General features: G+C 57.1%; 19 protein-coding genes, 2 tRNA genes and 1 pseudogene. 12 read left to right on the top strand and 10 right to left on the bottom strand.

What is annotated here, in order from left to right:
* Positions 1–11: 11 nt before the first annotated feature.
* Genes I2E69_RS14435 through trpA form a run of 6 tightly spaced genes read left to right on the top strand, consistent with a single transcriptional unit; the run spans position 12 to position 5225 of the window.
* Positions 12–1412 (top strand): anthranilate synthase component I family protein, encoded by a 1401-nt coding sequence (locus I2E69_RS14435; protein WP_195461925.1) that lies wholly within the window; start codon positions 12–14, stop codon positions 1410–1412.
* Positions 1413–1432: 20 nt separating this feature from the next.
* Positions 1433–2005 (top strand): anthranilate synthase component II, encoded by a 573-nt coding sequence (locus I2E69_RS14430; RefSeq protein ID WP_195461924.1) that lies wholly within the window; start codon positions 1433–1435, stop codon positions 2003–2005.
* Between the two features lie 13 nt (positions 2006–2018).
* Positions 2019–3014, top strand: coding sequence for an anthranilate phosphoribosyltransferase (gene trpD / locus I2E69_RS14425; RefSeq protein ID WP_195461923.1), 996 nt, complete (start codon positions 2019–2021; stop codon positions 3012–3014).
* A 5-nt stretch (positions 3015–3019) separates the two neighbouring features.
* On the top strand, positions 3020–3835 hold the full coding sequence (trpC, locus tag I2E69_RS14420; protein ID WP_195461922.1) for an indole-3-glycerol phosphate synthase TrpC: 816 nt from the start codon (positions 3020–3022) through the stop codon (positions 3833–3835).
* Positions 3832–4455, top strand: coding sequence for a phosphoribosylanthranilate isomerase (locus I2E69_RS14415; RefSeq protein ID WP_195461921.1), 624 nt, complete (start codon positions 3832–3834; stop codon positions 4453–4455). The genes trpC and I2E69_RS14415 overlap by 4 nt, the downstream gene beginning before the upstream one ends.
* Positions 4452–5225 (top strand): tryptophan synthase subunit alpha, encoded by a 774-nt coding sequence (gene trpA, locus I2E69_RS14410; RefSeq protein ID WP_195461920.1) that lies wholly within the window; start codon positions 4452–4454, stop codon positions 5223–5225. Before I2E69_RS14415 ends, trpA begins: the two co-directional genes overlap by 4 nt.
* A 68-nt stretch (positions 5226–5293) precedes the next feature.
* Here trpA and I2E69_RS14405 read toward each other — a convergent pair whose 3' ends face one another.
* The 4 genes from I2E69_RS14405 to I2E69_RS14390 form a co-directional block, all read right to left on the bottom strand.
* Positions 5294–6871 (bottom strand): beta-N-acetylhexosaminidase, encoded by a 1578-nt coding sequence (locus I2E69_RS14405; protein ID WP_195461919.1) that lies wholly within the window; start codon positions 6869–6871, stop codon positions 5294–5296.
* Positions 6872–6888: 17 nt separating this feature from the next.
* On the bottom strand, positions 6889–8070 hold the full coding sequence (locus tag I2E69_RS14400) for an FN3 domain-containing metallophosphoesterase family protein (RefSeq protein ID WP_195461918.1): 1182 nt from the start codon (positions 8068–8070) through the stop codon (positions 6889–6891).
* Between the two features lie 169 nt (positions 8071–8239).
* Positions 8240–9508, bottom strand: a complete 1269-nt coding sequence (locus tag I2E69_RS14395) for a hypothetical protein (RefSeq protein WP_229095551.1) — start codon at positions 9506–9508, stop codon at positions 8240–8242.
* A 229-nt stretch (positions 9509–9737) separates the two neighbouring features.
* Positions 9738–10322 carry a flavin reductase family protein gene (locus tag I2E69_RS14390; RefSeq protein WP_195461917.1) on the bottom strand — a complete coding sequence of 195 codons (585 nt, stop codon included), beginning with the start codon at positions 10320–10322 and terminating at the stop codon, positions 9738–9740.
* A gap of 297 nt (positions 10323–10619) precedes the next feature.
* On the opposite strand from I2E69_RS14390, the gene I2E69_RS14385 reads away from it, so the two are divergent.
* Positions 10620–11522, top strand: coding sequence for a tyrosine-type recombinase/integrase (locus I2E69_RS14385; protein WP_195461916.1), 903 nt, complete (start codon positions 10620–10622; stop codon positions 11520–11522).
* Positions 11523–11546: 24 nt separating this feature from the next.
* Positions 11547–11843, top strand: a complete 297-nt coding sequence (gene hpf / locus I2E69_RS14380; RefSeq protein WP_195461915.1) for a ribosome hibernation-promoting factor, HPF/YfiA family — start codon at positions 11547–11549, stop codon at positions 11841–11843.
* Between the two features lie 174 nt (positions 11844–12017).
* Here hpf and I2E69_RS14375 read toward each other — a convergent pair whose 3' ends face one another.
* Both I2E69_RS14375 and I2E69_RS14370 read right to left on the bottom strand, forming a co-directional pair.
* Positions 12018–13604: a PCMD domain-containing protein gene (locus I2E69_RS14375; RefSeq protein ID WP_195461914.1), complete on the bottom strand. Its 1587-nt coding sequence runs from the start codon at positions 13602–13604 to the stop codon at positions 12018–12020.
* 224 nt (positions 13605–13828) lie between these two features.
* Positions 13829–13900: transfer RNA gene (locus I2E69_RS14370), tRNA-Glu, on the bottom strand.
* A 139-nt stretch (positions 13901–14039) separates the two neighbouring features.
* On the opposite strand from I2E69_RS14370, the gene I2E69_RS14365 reads away from it, so the two are divergent.
* Positions 14040–14789 (top strand): RsiV family protein, encoded by a 750-nt coding sequence (locus tag I2E69_RS14365; RefSeq protein WP_195461913.1) that lies wholly within the window; start codon positions 14040–14042, stop codon positions 14787–14789.
* 1029 nt (positions 14790–15818) lie between these two features.
* Positions 15819–16655 (top strand): glycosyltransferase family 2 protein, encoded by an 837-nt coding sequence (locus I2E69_RS14360; protein ID WP_195461912.1) that lies wholly within the window; start codon positions 15819–15821, stop codon positions 16653–16655.
* Positions 16656–16682: 27 nt separating this feature from the next.
* Here I2E69_RS14360 and I2E69_RS14355 read toward each other — a convergent pair whose 3' ends face one another.
* Genes I2E69_RS14355 through I2E69_RS14345 form a run of 3 tightly spaced genes read right to left on the bottom strand, consistent with a single transcriptional unit; the run spans position 16683 to position 20088 of the window.
* Positions 16683–17645 carry a Stealth CR1 domain-containing protein gene (locus I2E69_RS14355; protein ID WP_195461911.1) on the bottom strand — a complete coding sequence of 321 codons (963 nt, stop codon included), beginning with the start codon at positions 17643–17645 and terminating at the stop codon, positions 16683–16685.
* Between the two features lie 10 nt (positions 17646–17655).
* Positions 17656–18531, bottom strand: coding sequence for a glycosyltransferase family 2 protein (locus I2E69_RS14350; RefSeq protein WP_195461910.1), 876 nt, complete (start codon positions 18529–18531; stop codon positions 17656–17658).
* Between the two features lie 3 nt (positions 18532–18534).
* A complete protein-coding gene (locus I2E69_RS14345) occupies positions 18535–20088 on the bottom strand; it encodes an NAD(P)/FAD-dependent oxidoreductase (protein WP_195461909.1) in 1554 nt (517 codons plus the stop codon).
* 95 nt (positions 20089–20183) lie between these two features.
* On the opposite strand from I2E69_RS14345, the gene I2E69_RS14340 reads away from it, so the two are divergent.
* A tRNA-Leu gene (locus I2E69_RS14340) sits at positions 20184–20265 on the top strand.
* 276 nt (positions 20266–20541) lie between these two features.
* Positions 20542–21762 carry a site-specific integrase gene (locus tag I2E69_RS14335; protein WP_195461908.1) on the top strand — a complete coding sequence of 407 codons (1221 nt, stop codon included), beginning with the start codon at positions 20542–20544 and terminating at the stop codon, positions 21760–21762.
* A gap of 59 nt (positions 21763–21821) precedes the next feature.
* Here I2E69_RS14335 and I2E69_RS14330 read toward each other — a convergent pair.
* Positions 21822–22421, bottom strand: a pseudogene (locus tag I2E69_RS14330) (hypothetical protein); the annotation flags it as partial.

The following is a 22421-nucleotide window of genomic DNA, read 5'->3' as shown; positions in this document are numbered from 1 at the left end:
CAGCCATCACGATGTATCAATTCACAACGGCAAGCAAAAAACTGCTCGGAGACCTCCATACCCCCGTCAGCCTCTACCTCAAACTCCGCGACGTATACCCGCAGTCGGCCCTGCTCGAAAGTTCCGACTACCACGGCAACGAAAACAGCCTTTCGTTCATCGCCCTGCGCCCCATCGCCCGCATCGGCGTCAACAACGGCGAAGCCGTCATGGATTTCCCCGACGGCCGGAGTTCGGCAAAACGCCTCGGCGGCGATTACACCACGGCGGATGCGCTGAAAGAGTTCCTCGCCGGCTTCCGCATCACGGGCGACGGCAGCGAACACTGCGGACTGTTCGGCTACACGGCGTTCGACGCAGTCCGCTACTTCGAAAACATCCCCGTCAAAGAGTACCACCACCAGGATTCCGACGCCCCCGACATCTGCTATATACTCTATAAATACCTGCTGGTTTTCAACCATTTCAAAAACGAGCTGTCAATTATCGAACTGTGCGCCGACGGCGAGGAAAACCACCTGCGCGAGGTCGAAACGCTGATCGAAGACCGCAATTTCGCCTCGTACAATTTCCGCACGACAGGCGAGCGCCGCTCGAACCTTACCGACGAAGCCTACAAGGCAATGGTGCGCGAAGGCGTACGGCACTGCCTGCGGGGCGACGTGTTCCAGATCGTGCTGAGCCGCCGCTTCGAACAGCCTTTCCAGGGCGACGATTTCAAGGTCTACCGCGCACTGCGGAGCATCAACCCCTCGCCCTACCTTTTCTACTTCGATTTCGGAGGCTTCCGCATCTTCGGTTCGTCACCCGAAACACACTGCAAAATCGAAAACGGCCGCGCCACGATCGACCCCATCGCAGGCACGGCCTTCCGGACCGGCAATTCGGCCCTCGACCGCGAACGGACCGAACGGCTCCTGGCCGACCCCAAGGAGAACGCCGAACACGTCATGCTGGTCGACCTGGCGCGCAACGACCTGAGCCGCAACGCCCACCATGTGAAAGTAGACTTCTACCGCGACGTACAGTATTACAGCCACGTCATCCACCTCGTCTCGCGCGTCAGCGGCGAGATCGACGCCGACAGCGACTCCATCCGGACCTTCATCGACACCTTCCCGGCCGGCACGCTGAGCGGCGCCCCCAAGGTACGCGCCATGCAGCTCATCTCGGAAATCGAGCCTCAGAACCGCGGCGTTTACGGCGGATGTATCGGCTTCATCGGCCTCGACGGCGACCTCAACCAAGCCATCGCCATCCGCACCTTCGTCAGCCGCAACAACACCCTCTACTACCAGGCCGGAGCGGGCATCGTCTCGAAAAGCGATCCCGAACGCGAATTGCAGGAGGTATCGAGCAAACTGGGAGCGCTGGACAAAGCCATCCGCGAGGCCGGGAAACTGATCAATTAACCGCTAAAAAAACCGAAACCATGAAATGTTTGCTTTTCGATAATTACGACTCGTTCACCTACAACCTGCGCCACATGCTGCTGGAACTGGGCCTCGAAGTCGACGTGCGCCGCAACGACCGCATCGCGCTGGACGAAGTCGCCGCCTACGACCGGATCGTGCTCTCGCCCGGCCCCGGCATCCCCTCCGAAGCAGGACTGCTCCTGCCGCTGATCGGGCGTTACGCCGCCGCCAAGCCGATACTGGGCATCTGCCTCGGCGAACAGGCCATCGGCGAAGCCTTCGGCGCAAAGCTGGAAAACCTCGCCGAAGTCCACCACGGCGTCTGCTCGGACATCCGTGTCGTGGCCGACGAGCCGCTTTTCGACGGACTGGGCTCAGGCTTCCGCGCCGGGCGTTACCACTCGTGGGTAGTCTCGGCCGAAGGGCTCCCCGACTGCCTGGAGGTCACGGCGACCGACCGCAACGGCCTCATCATGGGCCTACGGCACAAAACCCACAACCTGCGGGGCATTCAGTTCCACCCCGAATCGGTCCTTACGCCGCAGGGCAAAACCATTCTCGAGAACTGGATCACGAAATGCAACCGATAAACGCGCATAAGCTATGAAAGATTTACTATACCGCCTCTTCGAACACCAGTACATGGGCCGCTCGGAGGCACAACAGGTACTGGCAGGCATCGCCGCCGGGAACTACAACCCCGAACAGGTATCGGCACTGATCACCGTCTTCCTCATGCGCAGCATCTCGGTCGAAGAACTGGCCGGATTCCGCGATGCACTGCTCGAAATGCGCCGTCCGGCAGACCTCTCGGAGTACGAACCCATCGACATCGTCGGCACGGGCGGCGACGGCAAGAATACCTTCAACGTCAGCACCGCGGCCAGTTTCGTGGTAGCGGGCGCAGGCTACAACGTCGTCAAGCACGGCAACTACGGCGCCACCTCCGTGAGCGGCGCAAGCAACGTCATCGAACGCCACGGCGTGCGGTTCACCGACGACCGCGACCGCCTGCGGGCTTCGCTCGACGCATGCGGCATCGCCTACCTGCACGCCCCGCTGTTCAACCCCGCGATGAAAGCCGTGGCGCCGATCCGCAAGCACCTCGCCGTGCGCACGTTCTTCAACCTGCTGGGGCCGCTGGTGAATCCCGCACTGCCGAAATACCAACTGCTCGGCGTCTACAACCTCTCGCTGTTCCGCCTCTACAACTACGCCTACCAGTCGGGCGACACGCGCTTCGGCGTGGTTTACAGCATGGACGGCTACGACGAAATCTCGCTCACCTCGGAATTCAAGGTCGCAACGCCCGAAAAGGAGCAGGTTTTCACACCCGAACAGATCGGGCTCAACCGCTGCCGCCCCGAAGAGCTTTCGGGCGGCGATACCCCCGAAGAGGCTGCACGCATCTTCGACGCCGTACTGCACAACACCGCAACTGCCGCCCAGCGCGACTGCGTCCTGGCCAACGCCGCTTTCGCCATCCGGGTGATCTGCCCCGACAAGGAGGTCGCGGAGTGCCTCGCCGAAGCACGCGAATCGCTCCTGGGCGGAAAAGCCGCGGCGGCATTCCGGAAATTCGTGGAAATCAACAGCTAAAAGATATGGATATCCTGGAAACCATCACAGCCAACACGCGCCGGGAGGTCGCCTGGCAAAAACAGACGCTTCCCGTCGATGCGCTGCTCCGCCTCGGTTCGCCATGGCTGGCCGAGGCGCCCCGCTCCATGCGCCGCGCACTGGCGGAATCCGAAACGGGCATCATCGCCGAATTCAAGCGCCGCTCCCCGTCGAAAGGGTGGCTGCACGAGGATGCAAAGATCGAAGCCGTCGTCCCGGCCTACGAAGCGGGAGGTGCTTCGGCCTGCTCGGTGCTGACCGACAGCGAGTTCTTCGGCGGTACGCTGGAGGATTTACAGCAGGCCCGCCGCCTTGCGGCCCTGCCCCTGCTGCGCAAGGATTTTATCGTCGACGAATACCAGCTCTACCAGGCCCGCACGTCGGGAGCCTCGGCCGTACTGCTGATCGCCGCAGTGCTGTCGCCCGACGAGTGCCGCCGCCTGGCCCGCACGGCACATGAACTGGAACTCGAAGTACTGCTCGAAGTGCACACGCCCTCAGAGCTTTCCCAGCTGAACCAATACGTCGACATGCTGGGCGTGAACAACCGCGACCTCGGGACCTTCCATACCGACGTTGAAAATTCGCTGCGGATGATCGACCTGCTCCGGCGTGAAACCGGCGGCAGTGAAGGTCCGCTGCTGATCTCGGAAAGCGGCATTTCCGACCCGCAGACCGTCCTGCGCCTGCGCGAAGCGGGCTTCCGGGGATTCCTGATGGGCGAAGCCTTCATGAAAACCGGCGATCCGGGCCGCGCGCTGGCGGAGTTCGTCACACGGCTCAAAACCCCGCAGCCATGATCGTCAAGGTATGCGGGCTGCGCGAACCCGCCAACATCCGGGCCGTCGACCGGCTGCCGGTCGACCTCTGCGGCTTCATCTTCTACCCCCGTTCCCCGCGCTGCGTACCCGACGACGAACTCCATGCCGAAGCCGTGCGCAACTGCCGCAAACCGGCCGTCGGGGTCTTCGTCGACGCCCAGCCCCGAGAGATGCTCCGCACCGCCGAACGGTTCGGCCTCAGGTGGCTCCAACTCCACGGCGACGAATCGCCCGAGACCTGCGCGGCGTTACGGCAGCGGGGTTACGGCATCATCAAGGCCATCCGCATCGCGACGGCCGCCGACCTGGCAGCCGCCCGGGATTACGAAGGATGTGCCGACTACCTGCTGTTCGACACCCGGTGCGACGGTTACGGCGGTTCGGGACGGCGGTTCGACTGGACGGTACTCGACGCCTATACGGGCAACACGCCGTTCCTCGTGAGCGGCGGACTCGATGCGGAGTGCGCCGAAGCCGTGAAACGCTTCGCCCATCCCCGGTTCGCAGGCGTAGACCTCAACAGCGGATTCGAAACGGCCCCGGCGGTGAAAGACGCCGGAAAACTCGAAAAATTCATTCCAAAAATCCAGCAATCATGAACAGAATCAACCAGTTATTCGTTTCCGGGAAGCGCGACATACTCTCCATCTATTTTTGCGCCGGGTATCCCGATCCGGACAACACCGCCGAAGTGATCCGCACGCTCGAACAGAACGGTGTCGGGATGATCGAAATCGGCATCCCCTTCAGCGACCCGATGGCCGACGGCCCGGTTATCCAGAACGCGGCCCAGCAGGCACTGCGCGGCGGCATGTCGCTCCGAAAACTCTTCGCCCAACTGGCGGACATCCGCCCCGGCGTGCGAATTCCGCTGCTGCTGATGGGCTACCTCAACCCGATCATGCAATACGGATTCGAGAACTTCTGCCGATCCTGCCGCGACTGCGGCATCGACGGCTGCATCATCCCCGACCTGCCGTTCGACGACTACCTCGCCGAGTTCAAGCCCGTCGCCGACCGCTACGGCGTCAAAGTCGTCATGCTCATCACGCCCGAGACCTCCGAGGAGCGCATCCGCCAGATCGACGCCCACACCGACGGTTTCATCTATATGGTCTCCTCGGCATCGACGACCGGGGCCCAAAGTGCATTCGATGAACAGAAGCAGGCCTATTTCCGCCGCATCGACGCCATGTCACTGCGCAGTCCGCGCATGGTGGGATTCGGCATCAGCAACCGCGCAACCTTCCGGGCCGCGGCGGACAATGCCTCGGGCGGCATCATCGGCAGCCGGTTCGTCACCCTGCAAGGCGAAACCCCGACCCCGGAGGCAGCCATCAAAAAACTGCTGGAGGATCTAGAACGCTGATCCGATCCGAAAAAAACAGTTCCCGGAATGCCTGTGCATTCCGGGAACTGTTTTTGGAAACCGGACGGTTATTCGTCCTTGCCTTCGAAGAAATAGGTAGCGTAGTTCAGCCCCGCGGCATCGTAACACTTGCGCAAAGAGTTCATGCGGTGTTTGAAATCGTCGAAATCCTTGCGGTCGTAAGCCCAGCCGACCTCGGCGATAGCAGCCAGGCGCGGCAGCAGCATGTGTTTCAGATGCGGAAACGTGGCGATATACTCCGTCCACAGGTTGCCCTGCACACCGAGGATATAGGTGCGTTCCTCGGGCGTAAGCTGGTCGTAGGGATCGAGTTCATAAACCTTGCGCATCGGAACGTATCCGCCGATACCCATCGGCTCCTTTACAGGATCCTTCGTCTGGTAATAGTCGAGGTAACAATGGACATTCGGCGTCATAATAACATGATTGCCGGCCTTGGCCGCGGCGATACCGCCCTTCGAGCCGCGCCACGACATGACGGTCGCCGTCGGCGAAACGCCTCCTTCCAGGATTTCATCCCAGCCGACGATCTTCCGGCCGTGTTCGCGGAGCCACTTCTCCATGCGGCGCACTGTATAGCTCTGGAGTTCGAATTCGTCCTTCAGCCCTTCGGCCTTGATACGCTCCTGGCACAGCGGGCACTGTTTCCAACTGTCCTTCGGGCACTCGTCGCCGCCGATGTGGATAAACTCCGAGGGGAAGAGATCGAGCACCTCTGCAAAGACGTTCTGCAGGAACTCGAACGTCGTCTCCTTGCCCGGGCAAAAAACCTCCTTGCTGATGCCCCAACGCTTGCGGACCTCATAACCCTCGCCCTTGCAGCCCAGCCACGGATAGGAGGTGAGCGCAGCGACGGCATGGCCCGGCAGTTCGATTTCGGGAATCACCGTGACGTAGCGGTCGGCGGCATATTTCACGATCTCGCGGATCTCCTTCTGTGTGTAATAACCGCCGTGGGGCGTCTTGTCGTACTCGTTCGAAGTGTGATGGTGGCCGACGAGCGTCTCTTTGCGCACCGATCCGACACGCGTCAGCTCGGGGTATTTCTTGATCTCGATACGCCAGCCCTGGTCATCGGTCAGATGCCAGTGGAACTTGTTGAGTTTGTGCATGGCGAGGATGTCGATGTACTCCTTGACCTCGTCTACCGTCCAAAAGTGGCGGCAGGGATCGAGCATGCCCCCGCGGTGTCCGAAATAGGGTTTGTCCTCAACCGTTACGGCGGGCAGCACGCCTTGGCCGTCGACGATCAACTGGCGCAGGCTTTGCAGGCCGTAGAACACACCCTGCGGTGTACCGCCGTTCACCTCGACACCCGAAGGAGTCACCGTAAGTTTATAAGCCTCGGCTTCCAGCGAGCCGTCCACCGACAGGCGGATGTCACCCGCGGCGGCAGCCTTCATAACGCCGCCGAGGACAGGCTCAACCTCTTCGGCAAAAATCCGGGCCGAACGGCGCAGTTCGGCATCTTTTCCGACACCGATCTTCGTCGACGCGGTTACGGTAAAAGTTCCCTCGCCGGGCTTCACCGAGAGGGGTTTGGGAACGATGTTGGCCTCGGGTCCCGCTCCGAAGGCCGCGCACGACAAACCGACGGCGCACAGCGACAAAAAGAGTTTTTTCATTTGCATTCAGGTTATAGTTAAAATTGTCGTTTCAGCGGAAATTCGTGCACATGCGCGACCTTTTCGCGGAGACCTACAACCTGCACACGAATCAGGCTGTCCGCAACGTCGCAGCGCACATAGCTTTTGTTGTCGTTGACCACGATCGGGAACTGCGTACCCTGTTCCCCGGCCGGCCGGAACGAATAAGCGTGGTCGTGGCCGCAGAGCATCAGGTCGATCCCGGCCTCGTTGAGCACCGGCACGAAGAGTTCGTTGAGATGGACGCTCCCGTGCCACGCCTCCGCCATGGGCGGAATGTGGAGCAGGACGATCCGCGCCGATGCCGAAAGGAACTCGTCCGAGCGCACGGCCCTTTTCAGCCATTCGCATTCCTCGGTGCGGTAAGCGTCGTAGTCGGCCAGCCCGTTATACTCCGCATGGTCGTCGGGTTTGTCCTCCCCGCAGTCCAACAGCAGGATGCATACGTCGCCATAGCGGTAGATGCCGTAAAACCGTCCGTCCTGTCCGGGGAAATAGTCGCCGAGGCTGTCGGCAAAAACGCCGCGCGTCTCGTGGTTGCCGCGGGTAAACAGAATCGGGGTCCCGGTGGCGAAGAGCGACACCGAAGCGTCGAGGTATGCTTTGAAAAGCTGCTCCCCGCTCTCGACGCTGCTCGACATATCGCCGTTGAAGGCTACGAATCCCAGTTTCGAAAAATCCACGCTCTTGCAGAGCCGGGTCATGTAGTCGGCTTTGCCGTGGATGTCGTTCAGCACGATAAACGAGCAGCCGGAACCCGCCTGCGGGAAGGTCCGAAATTCATAAGCCCGGCGGCGGGAAGCGTCGGCGTCAAGGGTTTTTCCGTAAGTGACGTTGTTGACATCGGGCCACGACTGCACCTCCTGCGAAAAGATGCGGTAACGGTAATCGGTCCCGGGCTGCAATCCCCGGACCCGGACCGCATGCAGGGTCCTGCAAGCCAATTTGCGGCCCGCGACGGTCTGGTAATACCGCGCCTGTCTCAAAGCAGGGGCGTTCAGGCTGTCGGCGGGCGACGCCTCGACCCACGAAAGCGCAGGCTTGCTGGTGGTCCAGACCACCGTCACCCCGTCGTGCGTCATGTCGCACAGGTAAGGACCATGTGTAATTCGAAGTTCCTGGGCGACAGCCGTCCATGCGAAGGCCACTCCCGCCAATACGAAAAGCAGTTTTTTCATTCTATTTTCAGTCGGTTGCCTTGTCCGGCAAATGGTTCGGGATCGCCCGCGATTCCTGAACCGGAAGTCATGTTACGAAGGTAGTGATTATTCCCCAAACTGCCGCATTAACGCCAAAAAAAGGAGGCAAATCGGTTTCGATTCGCCTCCTTTTTGTTGTTTTACAGGTTTACTTTATCCGCTTCAGGAGTTCCTGCTTGCGGTCGGACTCCTTGAGCATCGCCACGAAATAACGGGCATCGGCCCGGTTTGCCGCCGTCGGGTCGGCCTCGTAAACCTTCACAAAATGTTCGGCGTGTTCGGCCAGGGCATGCCGGCAGTCGATATTGATCGCCAGCACCTCGGTAGCATCCCCGGCCTTTTCGCCGGGTCCCCACGAAAGACCCGTGACCGTTTCGCCGGACTCGACTGCCGTGCAGGCAGACGGATCGGCGCCCGAAACATTGAGCGTCAGCGACGGATAATAGAAATAGAGCCCGCCGGGCAGATTGACCGTCAGTGTCAGCGTATTTTCCGCGACCCGGCACGTCACCTCCGCATGGCGGCGCAGGTAGTTGTATTCGAAATATTCCTCCGGCGCGGGCATCCACAGGCAATCCTCTCCGTCCTTACCGCAGGTATTGTTGAGCCACAACAGCATTTCGGACCAGGAACGGTCGGTTCCGTGCGCCCCGATATTGACCGCCTCGCGCTCGGCGACAGGACGGGCCAACTGCGCCTCGATCACCCCCGGAATCGCCTTCGGCTGCCAGAATCCGCGCTCAAGGATTTTCTTCGTCAAATCGCCTTCCACGGCAAAGGGACGGAGTTTTTCGCCGCCCGACTGTACGAAAATAGTTTGAATCGGGTCATAGTCCTGCGCCGCAGTCACATAGGCCTTGTTGCCGTCGGGTTCGGCCAGCATCTTGCACCCGCGGCCCGAAAGGCGGTCGAGGATGATTTGCTGGGCGAGGCCGTAATGCTTCAGGATCGAGTCGGGCAGGTCGACCGACGGGGTGTTCATATCGTGGAAAGCGATGCCGACGCCATAGCTGAGCATTTCGGCCACGTCGCCCCACATCAGCCCCTTCTGCATGAAGAACCGGTAATAGTTATCCGTATATCCGGGCTTCACGGTCGCTTCGGCGTCCATGTACTCCCATTCGGGGGAGATCGTGGTGGCGAAGGCGAAACGCACTTCGCGCCCCGTGCCGTCGGTCGAGCCGAGCGTCTTGCCGAAGCTGTACGTGTCGGGCGGCATGTCCCCGCCGCGCAGGTGCGCCGCCGTATAAAAATAGGTATCCGAAAGGGGCCGTCCGTTGATTGCAGCCCATGTCGTCGAGAAGGCGGCCTGCTTGCAGTCATCCTGCGTCAGCAACACCAGCAGCGACTTGTTGTATTTCAGGGGAGGAATCTCGATCTGCACGCCGGAAAGGTCGGTTCCGGGATCGAACGTCAGCGTAACTTCGGCCGTTACCCGGCGGGGTTCATCGCCGAACGGATAAATGTATTCCGCAGGGGGGGGGAATCGGGATTATCCGGACCCTCCGGTCCCTCGGGCTCCTCGCCTCCCGTTTTCGGCATTTTGATACAACCCGCCAACAACAGCGCGGCAGCCGAGGCGAATAGCACAAAAGATGGGATGAGCGCTTTTTTCATAAATACAAAGATAGCGAAAATCGGGAATATCAGCGTTTTTTCGCCGCCTTTTTCTTTTTGCGGACCGACCAGCCGAAATGCCCCAGCGCCTCGCCCAGCGCGAAATATTCGCCGTGGGAATAGACGATCGGATCGGCGCGTTCGAGGCAGAAACGGCCCGTCGCGGGGTCGATGTAGGCTTCGTCGGCCTGCACGCCGACCACCTCGGCCAGAAACATGTCGTGCGTTCCGAGCGGCAGCACCTGCGTCACACGGCACTCGATATTGACAGGGGCCTCGGCAATGACGGGAGCAGCGACCTTTTCGGACGGAACAGGCGTCAGGCCCATCTCGCGAAATTTGTCGTAATCGCGCCCCGAGCGCACCCCGCACCAGTCCGCAGCACGCGCCAGGTCGCGCGTCGTAAGGTTGATGACAAATCCGCCCGCCCGGCTGATGATCGCATGGGAATGGCGTCCGGGCCGCACCGAGACATAGCACATCGGCGGGTCGGAACAGATCGTTCCGGTCCACGACACGGTCAGCATGTTATACTCTTCGGGCGTTGCACCACAGCTTACCAGCACCGCCGGCAGCGGATAAAGCACGGTCCCGGGTTTCCAATTCTGTTTCATAGCAAATTCTATTTGGCAATCATAGACCTCCATATACCAGCCGCCGCCGAACGCCACGCCGTCTTTGCCGCCTGCGGCGTCATCTACCAATCCGACCCCACCCCTCCCTGAGGGAAGCAGCGGCCGCAGCTTCCGGTTCACACAGCCAAGTCTATGATCGCGTTTATTTTTCAGAACAAAGGTAACGGTTTTGGCAATGGGAACCAACACCGCCGCGGATCATTCTGCCGTATTACGACCCGAAATTGAACAGAATTAATTCGACAACCTCAGCCATTTTTGCCTATATTTGTCAAAATGATTTCCGATTTCGTCCAATACCTCGAAGCCGAACGCCGCTACTCGCCGCTCACGGTCCGCAACTACCGCCACGACGTGGAGCAGTTCCTCGCATGGCTGGGAGTCACGGACGCGGATTTCGAGCCGCGGAGGATCACGACGGAGGATATCCGCGAGTGGATTCTCCACCGCACCGAGCAGGGCCGCGTGAGCGCCGCTTCGATGAACCGCGAGGTTTCGTCGCTGCGCGCGCTGTTCCGCTGGCTGCTCCGCACGGGAGCCGTCGACCGCGATGTCGTGCGTCCGATCTCCTCGCTGCGAACCTCACGCCGCCTGCCGGCATTCGTCCCCGAAAGCCGCATGAGCGGCATCGTCAGCGAATGCGAATGCGACAGCGAGGATTTCATCCGCGAACGCAATTCGCTGATCATACTGCTCTTCTATGCCTGCGGCCTGCGATTGGCCGAACTGGTCGGCATCGACCGCGGCGACTTCTCGGCAGACTTCACGTCGCTGCGCATCCGGGGCAAGGGAGACAAGGAGCGGATAGTCCCGATCCTCGAATTCGTACGCGAAAAGATTTTACATTACGCCGGGTTAATTGAGAGGCAAAATATTTGCATTTCATCGGAAAAAGCACTATTTTTAACACTCGAAGGAAAACGCATATCCCGGACGGCGGTATACCGTACGGTGCAGGAAGAGCTGGGCAAAGCGGGCGTACAGGGCAAGAAAAGCCCCCATGTGCTGCGGCACACATTCGCTACCCACCTGCTCAACGGCGGCGCCGATATGCGCGAAATACAGGAACTCCTCGGGCACGCCTCGCTGCAGGCCACACAGGTCTACACGCACAACAGCATCGCCAAGCTCCGGGAGATTTACGCGAAGGCCCATCCCCGCGAAAAGGGAGGCAAATGATTAACTTTTATAAACTGTAAGGCTATGAACGTACAGATTCAATCCGTGAAATTCGACGCCGACAAACGGCTCGTCGAATTCGTGAATGCCAAAATGGCGAAGTTGGACCGCTTTGCGGAGCGCGCAACCAGCGCCGAGGTCATTCTGAAACTCGATAAAGACCACGAAAAGGGAAATAAATTCGCAACGATCACGTTGCACATGCCCGGCGAAGACCTGGTGGCCTGCCACCAGTCGAAAGCCTTCGAGGAGTCGGTAGACGAAGCCATCGACGCACTGAAACGCCAGTTGGAAAAATTCAAGGCAAAATCGGAAAAATAAAACCCCACCAACCTTAATACCTTAACTAACCAACGCCGCTACGGCCGCCTTATCACAAGGCGGCCGTAGCATTTTTCGGGAGCAGGGCGAAGAAGGGAGAACCCGGAACCGATTAACCCAGCCTACTCACTGCCCTGCTCCCTATGGGCATCGGTCCGGGTATGTTTTTTCAGATCAGTATACCCACTCGAAGTCGTCGACCTGCATTTCGTTCGTCGAACAGCCCGTCAGGTAATCGCCGCGTACGCTCGTAGCGCACGAAATCACCAGCGAGAATTTTTCCGGGGCAGGCTTGGCAGCATTCTCCGCATACCAGTTGAACGGAAGCGTGGCCTCGACCCAACCGGCCGCAGTCTGGGTAATGATCAAATCCGCGTAACCCAGAATCGCGCCTTCATCAAGACTCTTCGTCGCTGCCGGGTCCCACATACCGGTGGGAGCCGTCATGCCCGAAGTTACACCGTGCTGCGCCGTCCAGTCGACGACAGCCGCGAAAATACGCGAGCGGTCGGGCTGATCCTTGTATTTATCCGCTTCCGGGTCGTTCGAACCCAGTTTATCGATCGTGCCGACCTTCGCCTTGTAGCGTACTTTCAGCGCACTCGGACGGGCCGTCCAGGTATAGGCTTTGCCGAAATTGACCGTACCGGAGAAGCCCGAATAATTGAAATCGCCGGTGAACATGTTTCCCGGGGCGAACACGAATCCCATAACCATCCGGGCCGAAAGAAGGGCCGTCCCGGCTTCCGTTTCGCTCTCCCGGCAAAGCGGCGTAAAAATCGTAGGCGCACCGCTTTCGTCATATTGTTCAAGGAATGCGTTGTTACCGCTGTCCCAGAGCTTCAGGCCTGCGGGATTGGGATAAGTGATCGGCCACTCCTTCTTGCTGTCGTCGATCCACATTCTTTTCGACCATCCCGACATGTCGCCGTTGGGAATCTTATCCCCGGCCGCCGTCGTAAACTCACCGCTGTCGAGCACCTTCTCGCCATCCAGCATACGGTATTCGTAGGTTGTGGCGGCAAAAATGCCCGTACCGGCCTTAATCGTATAAATATCAAGTTCCGCCTCGTTTTTCGACGCTTCATAAACCGGAGCGATATTGAAAACGGTCCCGTCCGCGGACACCGCATCGGTCCATGCCTCGGCATCCTTCACACGATACTGTACCTTTGCACCTTCGGGCTGATTCTTCACCGTCAGCGTCGCCGTATTGGCCCACAGGTCGGCATCGTTATTATAAGTAATCGTTTGGGGACCCGACAGGTGGAATTTCAGGGTCTCGGTCGCCCGCTGCGCCTTGGCATCGGTTACCGTCAGCGTAAAGTCGTGATTCGAAGTCTGGTCGTAAAGCTGCGCGATCAGCGGAATCAGCGACGAGATATTGAACGTCAACGCCGTCTTACCCTTCACATCGTCGCCCACCGGGAAACCCAGTCCTTTCAGTCCGGCAGCCATCTGGCTCGTAGCCGGAGTCACCAGATTCATCTCCGCAGCGAGGCCCAGGGCACTCAACTCCTCAGGAGTCAGGAACGGCGAATCAATACGGATCGTAAAATCGGCGACACCGCCCGGCGCAGCCACATTCACGACAACCGACATCCCCGACTCAATTTCGTGGGTAGCTTTGATGTCGCCGTCCTTAAGCGTTATCGTCGGTGCGGGGGGGGGAGTTTTTTCGTCCTCGCCATCATCCCCGCATGCTACGAAGAGCGACGCAGTCATGGCCATAGCCACAGTCATACACACTAATCTTTTCATGATCAAGCTAATTTAAATGAGAAATTCTGTTTGCTGTTGAAACAAAATTAGAACCCTGCCGCGACGACGACAAATAAATTCAACGGACACGGAAAGAATGATTATTAAAAGTCGCTTTTTCATCACGAAAAATCAGCGGTGCAGGCTAAATCCGCGAAACAGGGACTCCCGTCTCCGCCGGATACAACAAAAAACGGCCGCACTTGCGTGCAGCCGTAGCTTCGTAGTGGATAGGGGATTCGAACCCCTATGTCGTGCGTGAGAGGCACGTATCCTAACCCTTAGATGAATCCACCGGTTTAGTTTTGTGGTGCAAAGATAACGCCTTCTTTCGAAACTCCAAAATTTTCCTGTAAAATATAGTTTTTTTTTCGTTTTTTGCCGCCGCAAATGCTTTTTACGCTATCTTTACATAGATACTGAAAAACATTTGCCATGAAATTCCGCACACTTACGATCCTGGCCGTCGCTGCAACGCTGACGGTCGGTTCCTGTACAAAACGTCCCATACAACCCCAATTCTCCGTTATAACCGCAGATACGCTGATCGACGGAAACAGTTTTACCTGCAAGATCGAATACCGCTTCGCCTCGATCGGCAACGCCCAGGCCTCCCCTGCGCTCGCAGCGATCGAGCAGGCGAACATCGGCCGCTTCTTCGAACTGGAAAACTTCGAGGGTACACCCCGGGAAGCCATCGAAGCTGCGGTCCGCCAGGCCGTGAATGACATGATGCCGCCCGAAAATACGCCGGAAATGTCGGAACACCGGTTGTGGGAAGGCGAAATCTCCGCCGAATCCGAAGGATCGGTCGTCGACACGCTCCTCTGCTACATCATCACACGTTCGAGTTACACAGGCGGCGCACACGGCATCTACGGCACGGAGTGTTACACCTACTCGCTGGCAGGCGGTTATGAGATTACAACGGCCGATCTGTTCACCGAAGCGCAACTGGAGCGGCTCAACGAGTTGATCCGCAAGGATATTTACGAACAATACGAAGCGAAGAATGACGACGAGCTGTCGGAAAAGGGATTTTTCCCGGAATACATTCGCGCAACGGAGAATTTCCGCGTCACGCCCGAAGGCATCACGTTCTACTACAATCCCTATGACATCGGATGTTACGCGCTCGGGGCCGTCGAAGTAGAAGTGAGCCGCGAAGAATTGGCCGAACTCTGACGCACCGGCCGGGCAAAAAAAAGAAAAAAGGTCCGAGTCTCACGACTAGGACCTTCTTTTTTGGCGGGGAACCACCCCCTCCAAAAATGAGGTTCAATCGGAGGTATTCGACCGCGAAACGAGTACCGTTCCTCTGGTCTTAGTAACGGACATTCCGTTACAACCTGCCGATTTCCTCAACCAACCTAAAACTACTAACCTAAATGAACCTTAAAACTTCTCTGCAAAGATAAGGGGCATTTTTCAATTACGCAAATATTTTATGAATATATTAAATATATTTAACAATTTGGTAACATTGGCAGACCAATAAACCTACTTACCCGATTAAGTAAACCGTCTCGCAAGTATTTAATCCTAAATAAATTCAGCATACAAATGAGGCCGGCAATATCCATCCGGCAATATTTCCGGAAAAACCGGCCAGGTTAACACGAAAAAGTTGGAACCCGGAGCAACCGGAGAAAAACAGGACGGAAAAACCGGAAAAAGGCTTTTCAAGAACCCGGAGACAAAAAGTAAAGACCGCCGAAACCGGACATAAAAAATGCCTTCCGAAAAAGGCACAAAAAAAGGAAACCTGGAATCGGAGCATAGTCCGTCTTTCCCAGTTTCCTCACCAACCTAAAACTACTAACCTAAATGAACCTTAAAACTTCTCTGCAAAGATAAGGTGAAAAAACCATCTGCGCAAGCTTTTATTAAAATAATTTTCAAATTTTTTGATATTTTTTAATATTGCCCATGGTTGATAAAATACATATTGTTGAAAATCAACGATATAAACCGTAATCAACAACTTTTACAAAAAACTTTTCACCCCGCGCGTGCAGTATCGGCAAAAACGTGCATTTATATATAAAAAGCACGATATGACGATAGTAACGGATAAATTGCTACTTTTGCAAAATGATTTTAGCAACACCCTCTACAGTCAACCCTTTCCCGTGCAAAACCTCGGCAGAGATTTTGCATCTTTTTCATTGCCTATCCTCAAACTCCGAACCTAACCAATAGTTTTACATTGCGATGACAGTATCGTTGATTATTTCTACTTACAACTGGCCTCGAGCGCTTTATTTATGCCTCGACAGCGTGATGCAACAGACCGTCATGCCCTCCGAAATCCTGATTGCGGACGACGGATCGGGTATGAGCACCCGCGATGTCGTAAAGCACTTCGAGAATATTTCGCCAGTTCCCGTACGCCACATCTGGCATGAGGACAACGGGTTCCGTCTAGCGGCCATCCGCAACAAAGCCATTGCCGCCAGCAAAGGAAAATACATCATTCAAATCGACGGCGACCTGATCCTGCATCGGAATTTCATCCAGGACCACATGATGTTCGCCCGCGAGGGGTGTTATGTTACCGGTTCCCGAGGCATCGTTACCGAACTGCTGACCCGCAAGGTGCTCAGCGGCGAGATCACGTCGTTATCCCCGCTGATGAAAGGTATTCGCAGCAGCAACAACGTCGTACGTATCCCGATCATGTCGATACTCTACCATACGTTTGGTCCCACGAGGGGTCCCAGAGGCTGCAACATGGCGTTCTGGCGTAACGACCTGATCCGCGTCAACGGATACGACGAATCGTTCAAAGGCTGGGGATTCGAAGATGCAGAACTATGTATACGGCTTAACAACAACGAAATACAACAACGCTGCATGAAATTCCGCGGTATCGTTTTCCACCTGCACCACGGCAATGCCGACCGAGAGGGCAGCGAGGACAACAAGCAGCGTCATCTGGACAGCATCCGCGAACACCGGACCCGCTGCGAAAAAGGCCTCGACAGGCATCTTACGCCCAAGATCTCCTACGAGACCGAGAGGGGCTCAGCGATTGCGATCGGTGGCTGATCGGCTGTTTTGCATCCGGCGCGCACGCTATTTTTCAAACGATGACTTCCGCGGGAAACGGGCTTTGAGAAATTCCCGGACCCGGGCACGGTCTTCATCGGTCATCCGGGCGTCGTCGTTCAGGCAGAACAGCGACGGATCGTACTTCCTCATAACAGACTCAATATCCGGCACATAAGCCGGAATGCAGCGCGAATCGCTCCCGCAGCCGGAACCGAACGCCGCGCAAAGCAGCCGCAGCGGATTGTGCAGCTTGTTGTACCGATTCACCCTACGCAGCGAAGCACGCCCTTCCTCAAGGGCATAATAATGTACCAGCGAGCGCTGCCAATCCCCGAACGAGCGGAATCGGCTGCGAAGATTCCCGGCCAATGCCTCCTGAAACACTTCACAGCATTCCAGGTAATCGCTGCGACGGTAGGCGTCGACATTGTGATGCGGAGCCAATGGGGTGCACTTGCCGTACCGCTTCTTCACGAGCTCCTGCATCCGCAGGATCGTATAGCAATAAATATCGTCGGGATGGCGTTTCAGCGACTGCTTTTTCAGCCGGACAATCGGCAGCCCCCGGGCATCGAAGAAAAAACCGGGATCGACCGGAGCGCTGAAAAACATATCGTCGTTGGCGTAAAGGAAATGCTCCGACAATCCGGGAATCCGCGCCAAGAACAACTCGATCACCGTCGAATTGAAAACAGGCAGAATCTCCGCCGGCAGAATCTCCCGGTGCGACACCACCCTGATCCGCGGATTCGACGTATCGAGCCATGCCGGCGTCTGGTCGTCAGTTACGATGTAAATACGGCGCACCCAGGGCACATACAACTCCACCGAGCGCAGTGAGTAGCGTAATTCGTCGTTCTCCGCATAGCGGCACTCCCCCGCAGCCTGGGGGTCTACCTGCTTGTCTGCCGGGAGAAACGCATTTTTCCGCGCCAGCCACTCGGGGTCGTTTCCGTCGACCCAAAGGTATACCAGATCAATATCCATCGTATTTCGCTTATTTATCGGTTACACGTCTCCGCCACACCGGAATCAGGTCGAACAAACGGTACGTCGCCCGATCACCGCACTCCTTGACCTTCAGCCACGTAAGCCCCCACCGATCGTATGTACGACGGGTAATGCGGCGAAACCGCGCGTCGATACGGATTCCACGGGCATCCGCATAGGCCACAAATGCCTTGTGGGCCAGATATTTGTCCTGCTGTTTCTTAGGTGTCTGGCGGCTTTTGGTAATCGAGGCCCCGTTGACTACATAACGGTAGACCACATCGGGAACCGTCACCAGACTCTCCGATTCGCCCAGCAGGCGCATCGTATACTCCACATCCTCGTAGCAGACCCGTTCACGGAAACGCAAACCCATCTGCAGCAACATCTCCCGCCGCAGGAGTTTATTCATCACATAGAAGTCGGGCGGACAATGGGCCGCGAGAAACCGCTCCTGAACGGCCGTGACCAGTTTCTGTTCCGTATAATGAACCGTCCATTTCGAATAGGACGGTCGTATTTTCAATATCGACGCACAGGCAATATCGGCCCCCGACTGCCGGGCGGCTTCATAAAGGCGTTCGCAATAGGCCGGATCGATCCAGTCGTCGGAATCCACATAAAGGACGTATTCGCCCGTCGCAGCGTCGAAACCCCGGTTGCGGGCTCCGCCCAGGCCGCGGTTTTCCTGCGAAATAACCCGGATACGGCTGTCCTGCGCCGCATAGCGGTTCAGGATGTCGATCGATCGATCGGGGCTTCCGTCGTCGACGCAGACGATTTCGATCTCGCGCAGGGTTTGCCCCACGATGCTGTCCAGGCAGCGAGCCAGAAACGGCTCGACGTTGTAGACCGGAACAATAACGCTAACTTTCGGTTCCATCGGTTATCGAATATAGTTTTTTACCGCTTCGGCGATTCGTTCGCCGTCGAGTGCCGCAGAAATAATGCCGCCGGCATAACCGGCTCCTTCTCCGGCGGGGAATAACCCCTTCGTTTCGGGGTGCATCAGCGTCTCCCGGTCGCGCGGAACACGCACAGGCGTCGAAGTGCGCGACTCCACCCCCACGACCACCGCCTCGTTGGTCAGATACCCGCGCATCCGGCGGCCGAAGGTCCCCAGTCCCTGCCGCAGCCCCTGGGCAATAAAGCCGGGCATCCACTCGTCCAGGCGCGACGGCGTAATACCGGGAATATACGATGTACGGGGCAGCGACCCGCTCGCGCGACCCGCCGCGAAATCGGCGACACGCTGTGCCGGAGCGATCTGATGCTCTCCGCCCTGCTGCCGCGCCAGTTCCTCGAACTGCTGCTGGAATTTCAGCCCCGCCAACTCGCCCCATTCGGCGCGCAGGTGGCCGAAGTCCGCAAGCCGAACCTCCGTAACCAACCCCGAATTGGCATAGGGCGACGTACGCCCGCTGGGCGACATGCCGTTGACCACCGACTCTGCGGCATCGGTCATGGCCGGAACGATGAAACCGCCCGGACACATGCAGAACGAGTAGACGCCGCGGCCATTCTCCTGGCTCACGAGCGAGTAGGAGGCCGCCGGAAGGTATTCACCACGCGTCTCCTGGTGATATTGAATCGAGTCGATCAACGCCTGCGGATGTTCGATACGCACACCCATCGCAAAGGGCTTGGCCTCGACACGCACACCCCGGCGGTGGAGCAATTCATAAATATCGCGCGCCGAATGGCCCGTCGCCAGCACAACGGCGGCGCCTTCGATGAGTTCGTCGCCGCACCAGACCCCGCAAATACGGTCATCGGCGATTTTCAGGTCCGTCACACGGCTCCCGAAACGAAATACACCGCCCGCCCCGACAATCGTCTGCCGGATATGCTGCATGATGCCCGGCAATTTGTCGGTTCCGATATGGGGATGCGCTTCGAAGAGAATTTCAGGCGTAGCACCATGAAATACCAACGTCTGCAACGCCTTGTTATAGTCGCCGCGTTTCTTGCTGCGCGTGAAAAGTTTGCCGTCGGAGAAGGTCCCGGCCCCGCCTTCACCGAAGGCGTAATTCGAATCGGGATCCACGGCCCCGTTGCGATTGATCTGCGCGATGTCACGCTTGCGGGCCGATACGTCGCGACCGCGTTCCAGGATCACAGGACGCAGCCCCAATTCGATCAACCGCAGCGCAGCAAACAGCCCCGCCGGCCCCGATCCCACGATCACGACCTCCGTACGGCCCTCGACCGACGGATAATCGAAATACACCGGCCCGGGCTGCGGCTCACGGTCGACATACACTTCGAGGGTCAGATTCACTTTCACCTGCCGCTGCCTGGCGTCGATCGACCGCTTGACGACTCGCACCAATGCAACGTCGGCTTCTACGATACCCATACGGCGCGCCGCCTGCGAAGTGTAAAACTTCGCATCTGCGGCCTGCTTGGGCGTGAGTTGAAGGGTAATAAGCTGCGGCATGTCTAAAATTTACAGACAAAAGTAACCAAAAAAGCCGGATAATGCCCCGTGTACGTTGTGTTTTGTGAATTTTTACCTACCTTTGTCCTACCAATGCGGATATGGTGTAATTGGTAGCCACGTCAGACTTAGGATCTGATGCCTCACGGCGTGGGGGTTCGAGTCCCTTTATCCGCACTTTTCAGTCCTCTTTTGAGGACTTTTTTGTGAGCGAATCTGCGCAAACAAGAGAATTTCAATCTGTATATCAACACCTTACAATCGAATTTACGATCTTCCTCCGGAGCAAAGCTGTTCCGATAAAAGCACATTTCGCGTGTGCCAAACTGTGTGCAGAGGCATTTGGGCCGATTCTCGGCACACGATTTAGGACATAATGCACTGATAAGCATTGTTTTGCTGCAAACCTTTCAGGCTTTTCAATCGTAGTATTAACAATTAAAGCAGGTTGAAATGAACAGGAAAACATTTTGCATCTCGTTCTTTTTACGACGAGTACGCACCGTCAAAGGGATGGCGCCGATTCTGGCGCGGATTACCGTAAACGGTATTTCTAAAGAAGTTTACACCCAATGCCGCACCCCGGTCGATAAATGGGATACAGCCAAAGGGCGGGCCACCGGACGCGACAAACTCGCCTACGAGGTAAATGTTTATATCGACGACTTCCGGGCAAAGGTCGTCGAAATATATCGCACACTACAAGCCGAAGGCTTCGAAGGCAACGTTCTGGAAATCAAGGAACGCCTGCAAAGTCCCGGCAAACAGGCGAAAATGTTTCTGGAAGAACTGACACTTTACTGCGAAAAGCGACAGAAAGAGGTCGGAGTGCGCATTACGCAACTTACATCCAACAAATATTACCGTCTTTGCCGCTACCTGCGTGAGTACACCAAACAGGAGTGCAAAAAAGACGATATTCGCCTGTCGGCTGTTTCCTATGGCTATCTCGACGGCTTCAATACCTATTTACAGACCGCCCACCGTTGCCACCACAATGGCGCGGTCAATATCTTGGACTGTCTGCGCAATTTCATGCTCTATTGCCTGCGAAACGAGTGGATCGAGAAAAATCCGTTTAAAAACTACAAACTGAAAGAAGTTGCCCCACCACCCAAAGAACACCTTTCCAAGAAAGAAATCGAACGGTTGATGGAAAAACCGATGCCGAACCTGCGGCTGGAAAACGTGCGGGACATTTTCGTATTCTGCTGCCTGACCGGGCTGGCGTTCGCCGATGTCAAAGAGTTGAAACGCGAACACCTTACGACTGATGAACAAGGCAATATGTGGATTCGCAAGCCCCGCGAAAAGACGGCGGTAATGAGTACGATCCCACTACTAAAACAACCCAAAGCTATTTTACAAAAGTATGCGTTCGACCTGCATTGCATGGAATCCGGCAAGCTACTGCCCGTACCGAGCAATCAGAAAATGAACGCCTATATGTCCGAGATCGCCACGATCTGCGGGCTAAACAAAAAATTGACGACACATTGCGCCCGCCATACATTCGCCTGCCTTGCCGTGGAATACGGGATGCCGATAGATGTACTGGCGAAGATTCTCGGCCACACCAATACGAACATGACCCGCCATTACGCGAAATTCTCCGAACAGCTTATCGGACGGGAGATGCAGAAGATCGGCGAGGTGTTCGCCGCCGCGAACTAATCTGTCCCGACAATGAAATGCCGCCTTTGAACCATGCACAGTTCAAAGGCGGTATTTCATTATTCATCGCAAAGTCTTGTATTCATTTCATCGGGCCTTTGCACCCAGCCATATTGTTTCAGTAATTTATCGTACCCGTCGAAATCCATCAGGTCGAACGATTCCACCCGCTCCCCCGCTTCCCGCCGGGCGGCTATGATCTCCAACAGTTGCCGGAATTGCCGGAACCGTCTTATCGCGTCGGCTCCCGACGGGGTTTCCCGGCCTCCCGCCCACATATCATGCCTTACGGCATAGGCGTATGCGAACACCTTGAGCGAAAGATGATCGTGGCGCGGCGTTTCCCGCAGGCGGAATATCGCGTCCATATCGTCCGGAGTCGTCAGGTAATGATACCACCCCGGCGGCGGCTCGGACTGCCATTTGCGCACAAAGACCGTCGGCAGATGGTCCGCCCGGATCACGAAATTATTGCGCCGCAGGTAGGCGACGCTCTGCCGAATCTCCTGACAGGGATCGTAATAAGGGCCTCCGTATATTCGGTACTGCTTCCGGTCGGCCGGATAATGCAGGCTCGCATAACCGGGATGGAGCAGTTCGTATTGCACGGGCAGCGGCACGGCCATATCCGTCAGCAGTTCGCGCAGCAGTCCGACCAT

The organism is Alistipes sp. D31t1_170403_E11 (genome assembly GCF_015553985.1).
In the GTDB taxonomy this organism is placed as follows: Bacteria; Bacteroidota; Bacteroidia; order Bacteroidales; family Rikenellaceae; genus Alistipes; species Alistipes montrealensis.
Note: the sequence above shows the minus strand (reverse complement) of the source record. Positions and strands in the feature narration are given on the sequence as shown.

What these genes read in the sequence shown, in the direction of transcription:
- I2E69_RS14435 (WP_195461925.1), top strand. Translation starts at nt 12, where the DNA reads ATGTATCAATTCACAACGGCAAGCAAAAAACTGCTCGGAGACCTCCAT.
- I2E69_RS14430 (WP_195461924.1), top strand. Translation starts at nt 1,433, where the DNA reads ATGAAATGTTTGCTTTTCGATAATTACGACTCGTTCACCTACAACCTG.
- trpD (WP_195461923.1), top strand. Translation starts at nt 2,019, where the DNA reads ATGAAAGATTTACTATACCGCCTCTTCGAACACCAGTACATGGGCCGC.
- trpC (WP_195461922.1), top strand. Translation starts at nt 3,020, where the DNA reads ATGGATATCCTGGAAACCATCACAGCCAACACGCGCCGGGAGGTCGCC.
- I2E69_RS14415 (WP_195461921.1), top strand. Translation starts at nt 3,832, where the DNA reads ATGATCGTCAAGGTATGCGGGCTGCGCGAACCCGCCAACATCCGGGCC.
- trpA (WP_195461920.1), top strand. Translation starts at nt 4,452, where the DNA reads ATGAACAGAATCAACCAGTTATTCGTTTCCGGGAAGCGCGACATACTC.
- I2E69_RS14405 (WP_195461919.1), bottom strand. Translation starts at nt 6,871, where the DNA reads ATGAAAAAACTCTTTTTGTCGCTGTGCGCCGTCGGTTTGTCGTGCGCG.
- I2E69_RS14400 (WP_195461918.1), bottom strand. Translation starts at nt 8,070, where the DNA reads ATGAAAAAACTGCTTTTCGTATTGGCGGGAGTGGCCTTCGCATGGACG.
- I2E69_RS14390 (WP_195461917.1), bottom strand. Translation starts at nt 10,322, where the DNA reads ATGAAACAGAATTGGAAACCCGGGACCGTGCTTTATCCGCTGCCGGCG.
- I2E69_RS14385 (WP_195461916.1), top strand. Translation starts at nt 10,620, where the DNA reads ATGATTTCCGATTTCGTCCAATACCTCGAAGCCGAACGCCGCTACTCG.
- hpf (WP_195461915.1), top strand. Translation starts at nt 11,547, where the DNA reads ATGAACGTACAGATTCAATCCGTGAAATTCGACGCCGACAAACGGCTC.
- I2E69_RS14375 (WP_195461914.1), bottom strand. Translation starts at nt 13,604, where the DNA reads ATGAAAAGATTAGTGTGTATGACTGTGGCTATGGCCATGACTGCGTCG.
- I2E69_RS14365 (WP_195461913.1), top strand. Translation starts at nt 14,040, where the DNA reads ATGAAATTCCGCACACTTACGATCCTGGCCGTCGCTGCAACGCTGACG.
- I2E69_RS14360 (WP_195461912.1), top strand. Translation starts at nt 15,819, where the DNA reads ATGACAGTATCGTTGATTATTTCTACTTACAACTGGCCTCGAGCGCTT.
- I2E69_RS14355 (WP_195461911.1), bottom strand. Translation starts at nt 17,645, where the DNA reads ATGGATATTGATCTGGTATACCTTTGGGTCGACGGAAACGACCCCGAG.
- I2E69_RS14350 (WP_195461910.1), bottom strand. Translation starts at nt 18,531, where the DNA reads ATGGAACCGAAAGTTAGCGTTATTGTTCCGGTCTACAACGTCGAGCCG.
- I2E69_RS14345 (WP_195461909.1), bottom strand. Translation starts at nt 20,088, where the DNA reads ATGCCGCAGCTTATTACCCTTCAACTCACGCCCAAGCAGGCCGCAGAT.
- I2E69_RS14335 (WP_195461908.1), top strand. Translation starts at nt 20,542, where the DNA reads ATGAACAGGAAAACATTTTGCATCTCGTTCTTTTTACGACGAGTACGC.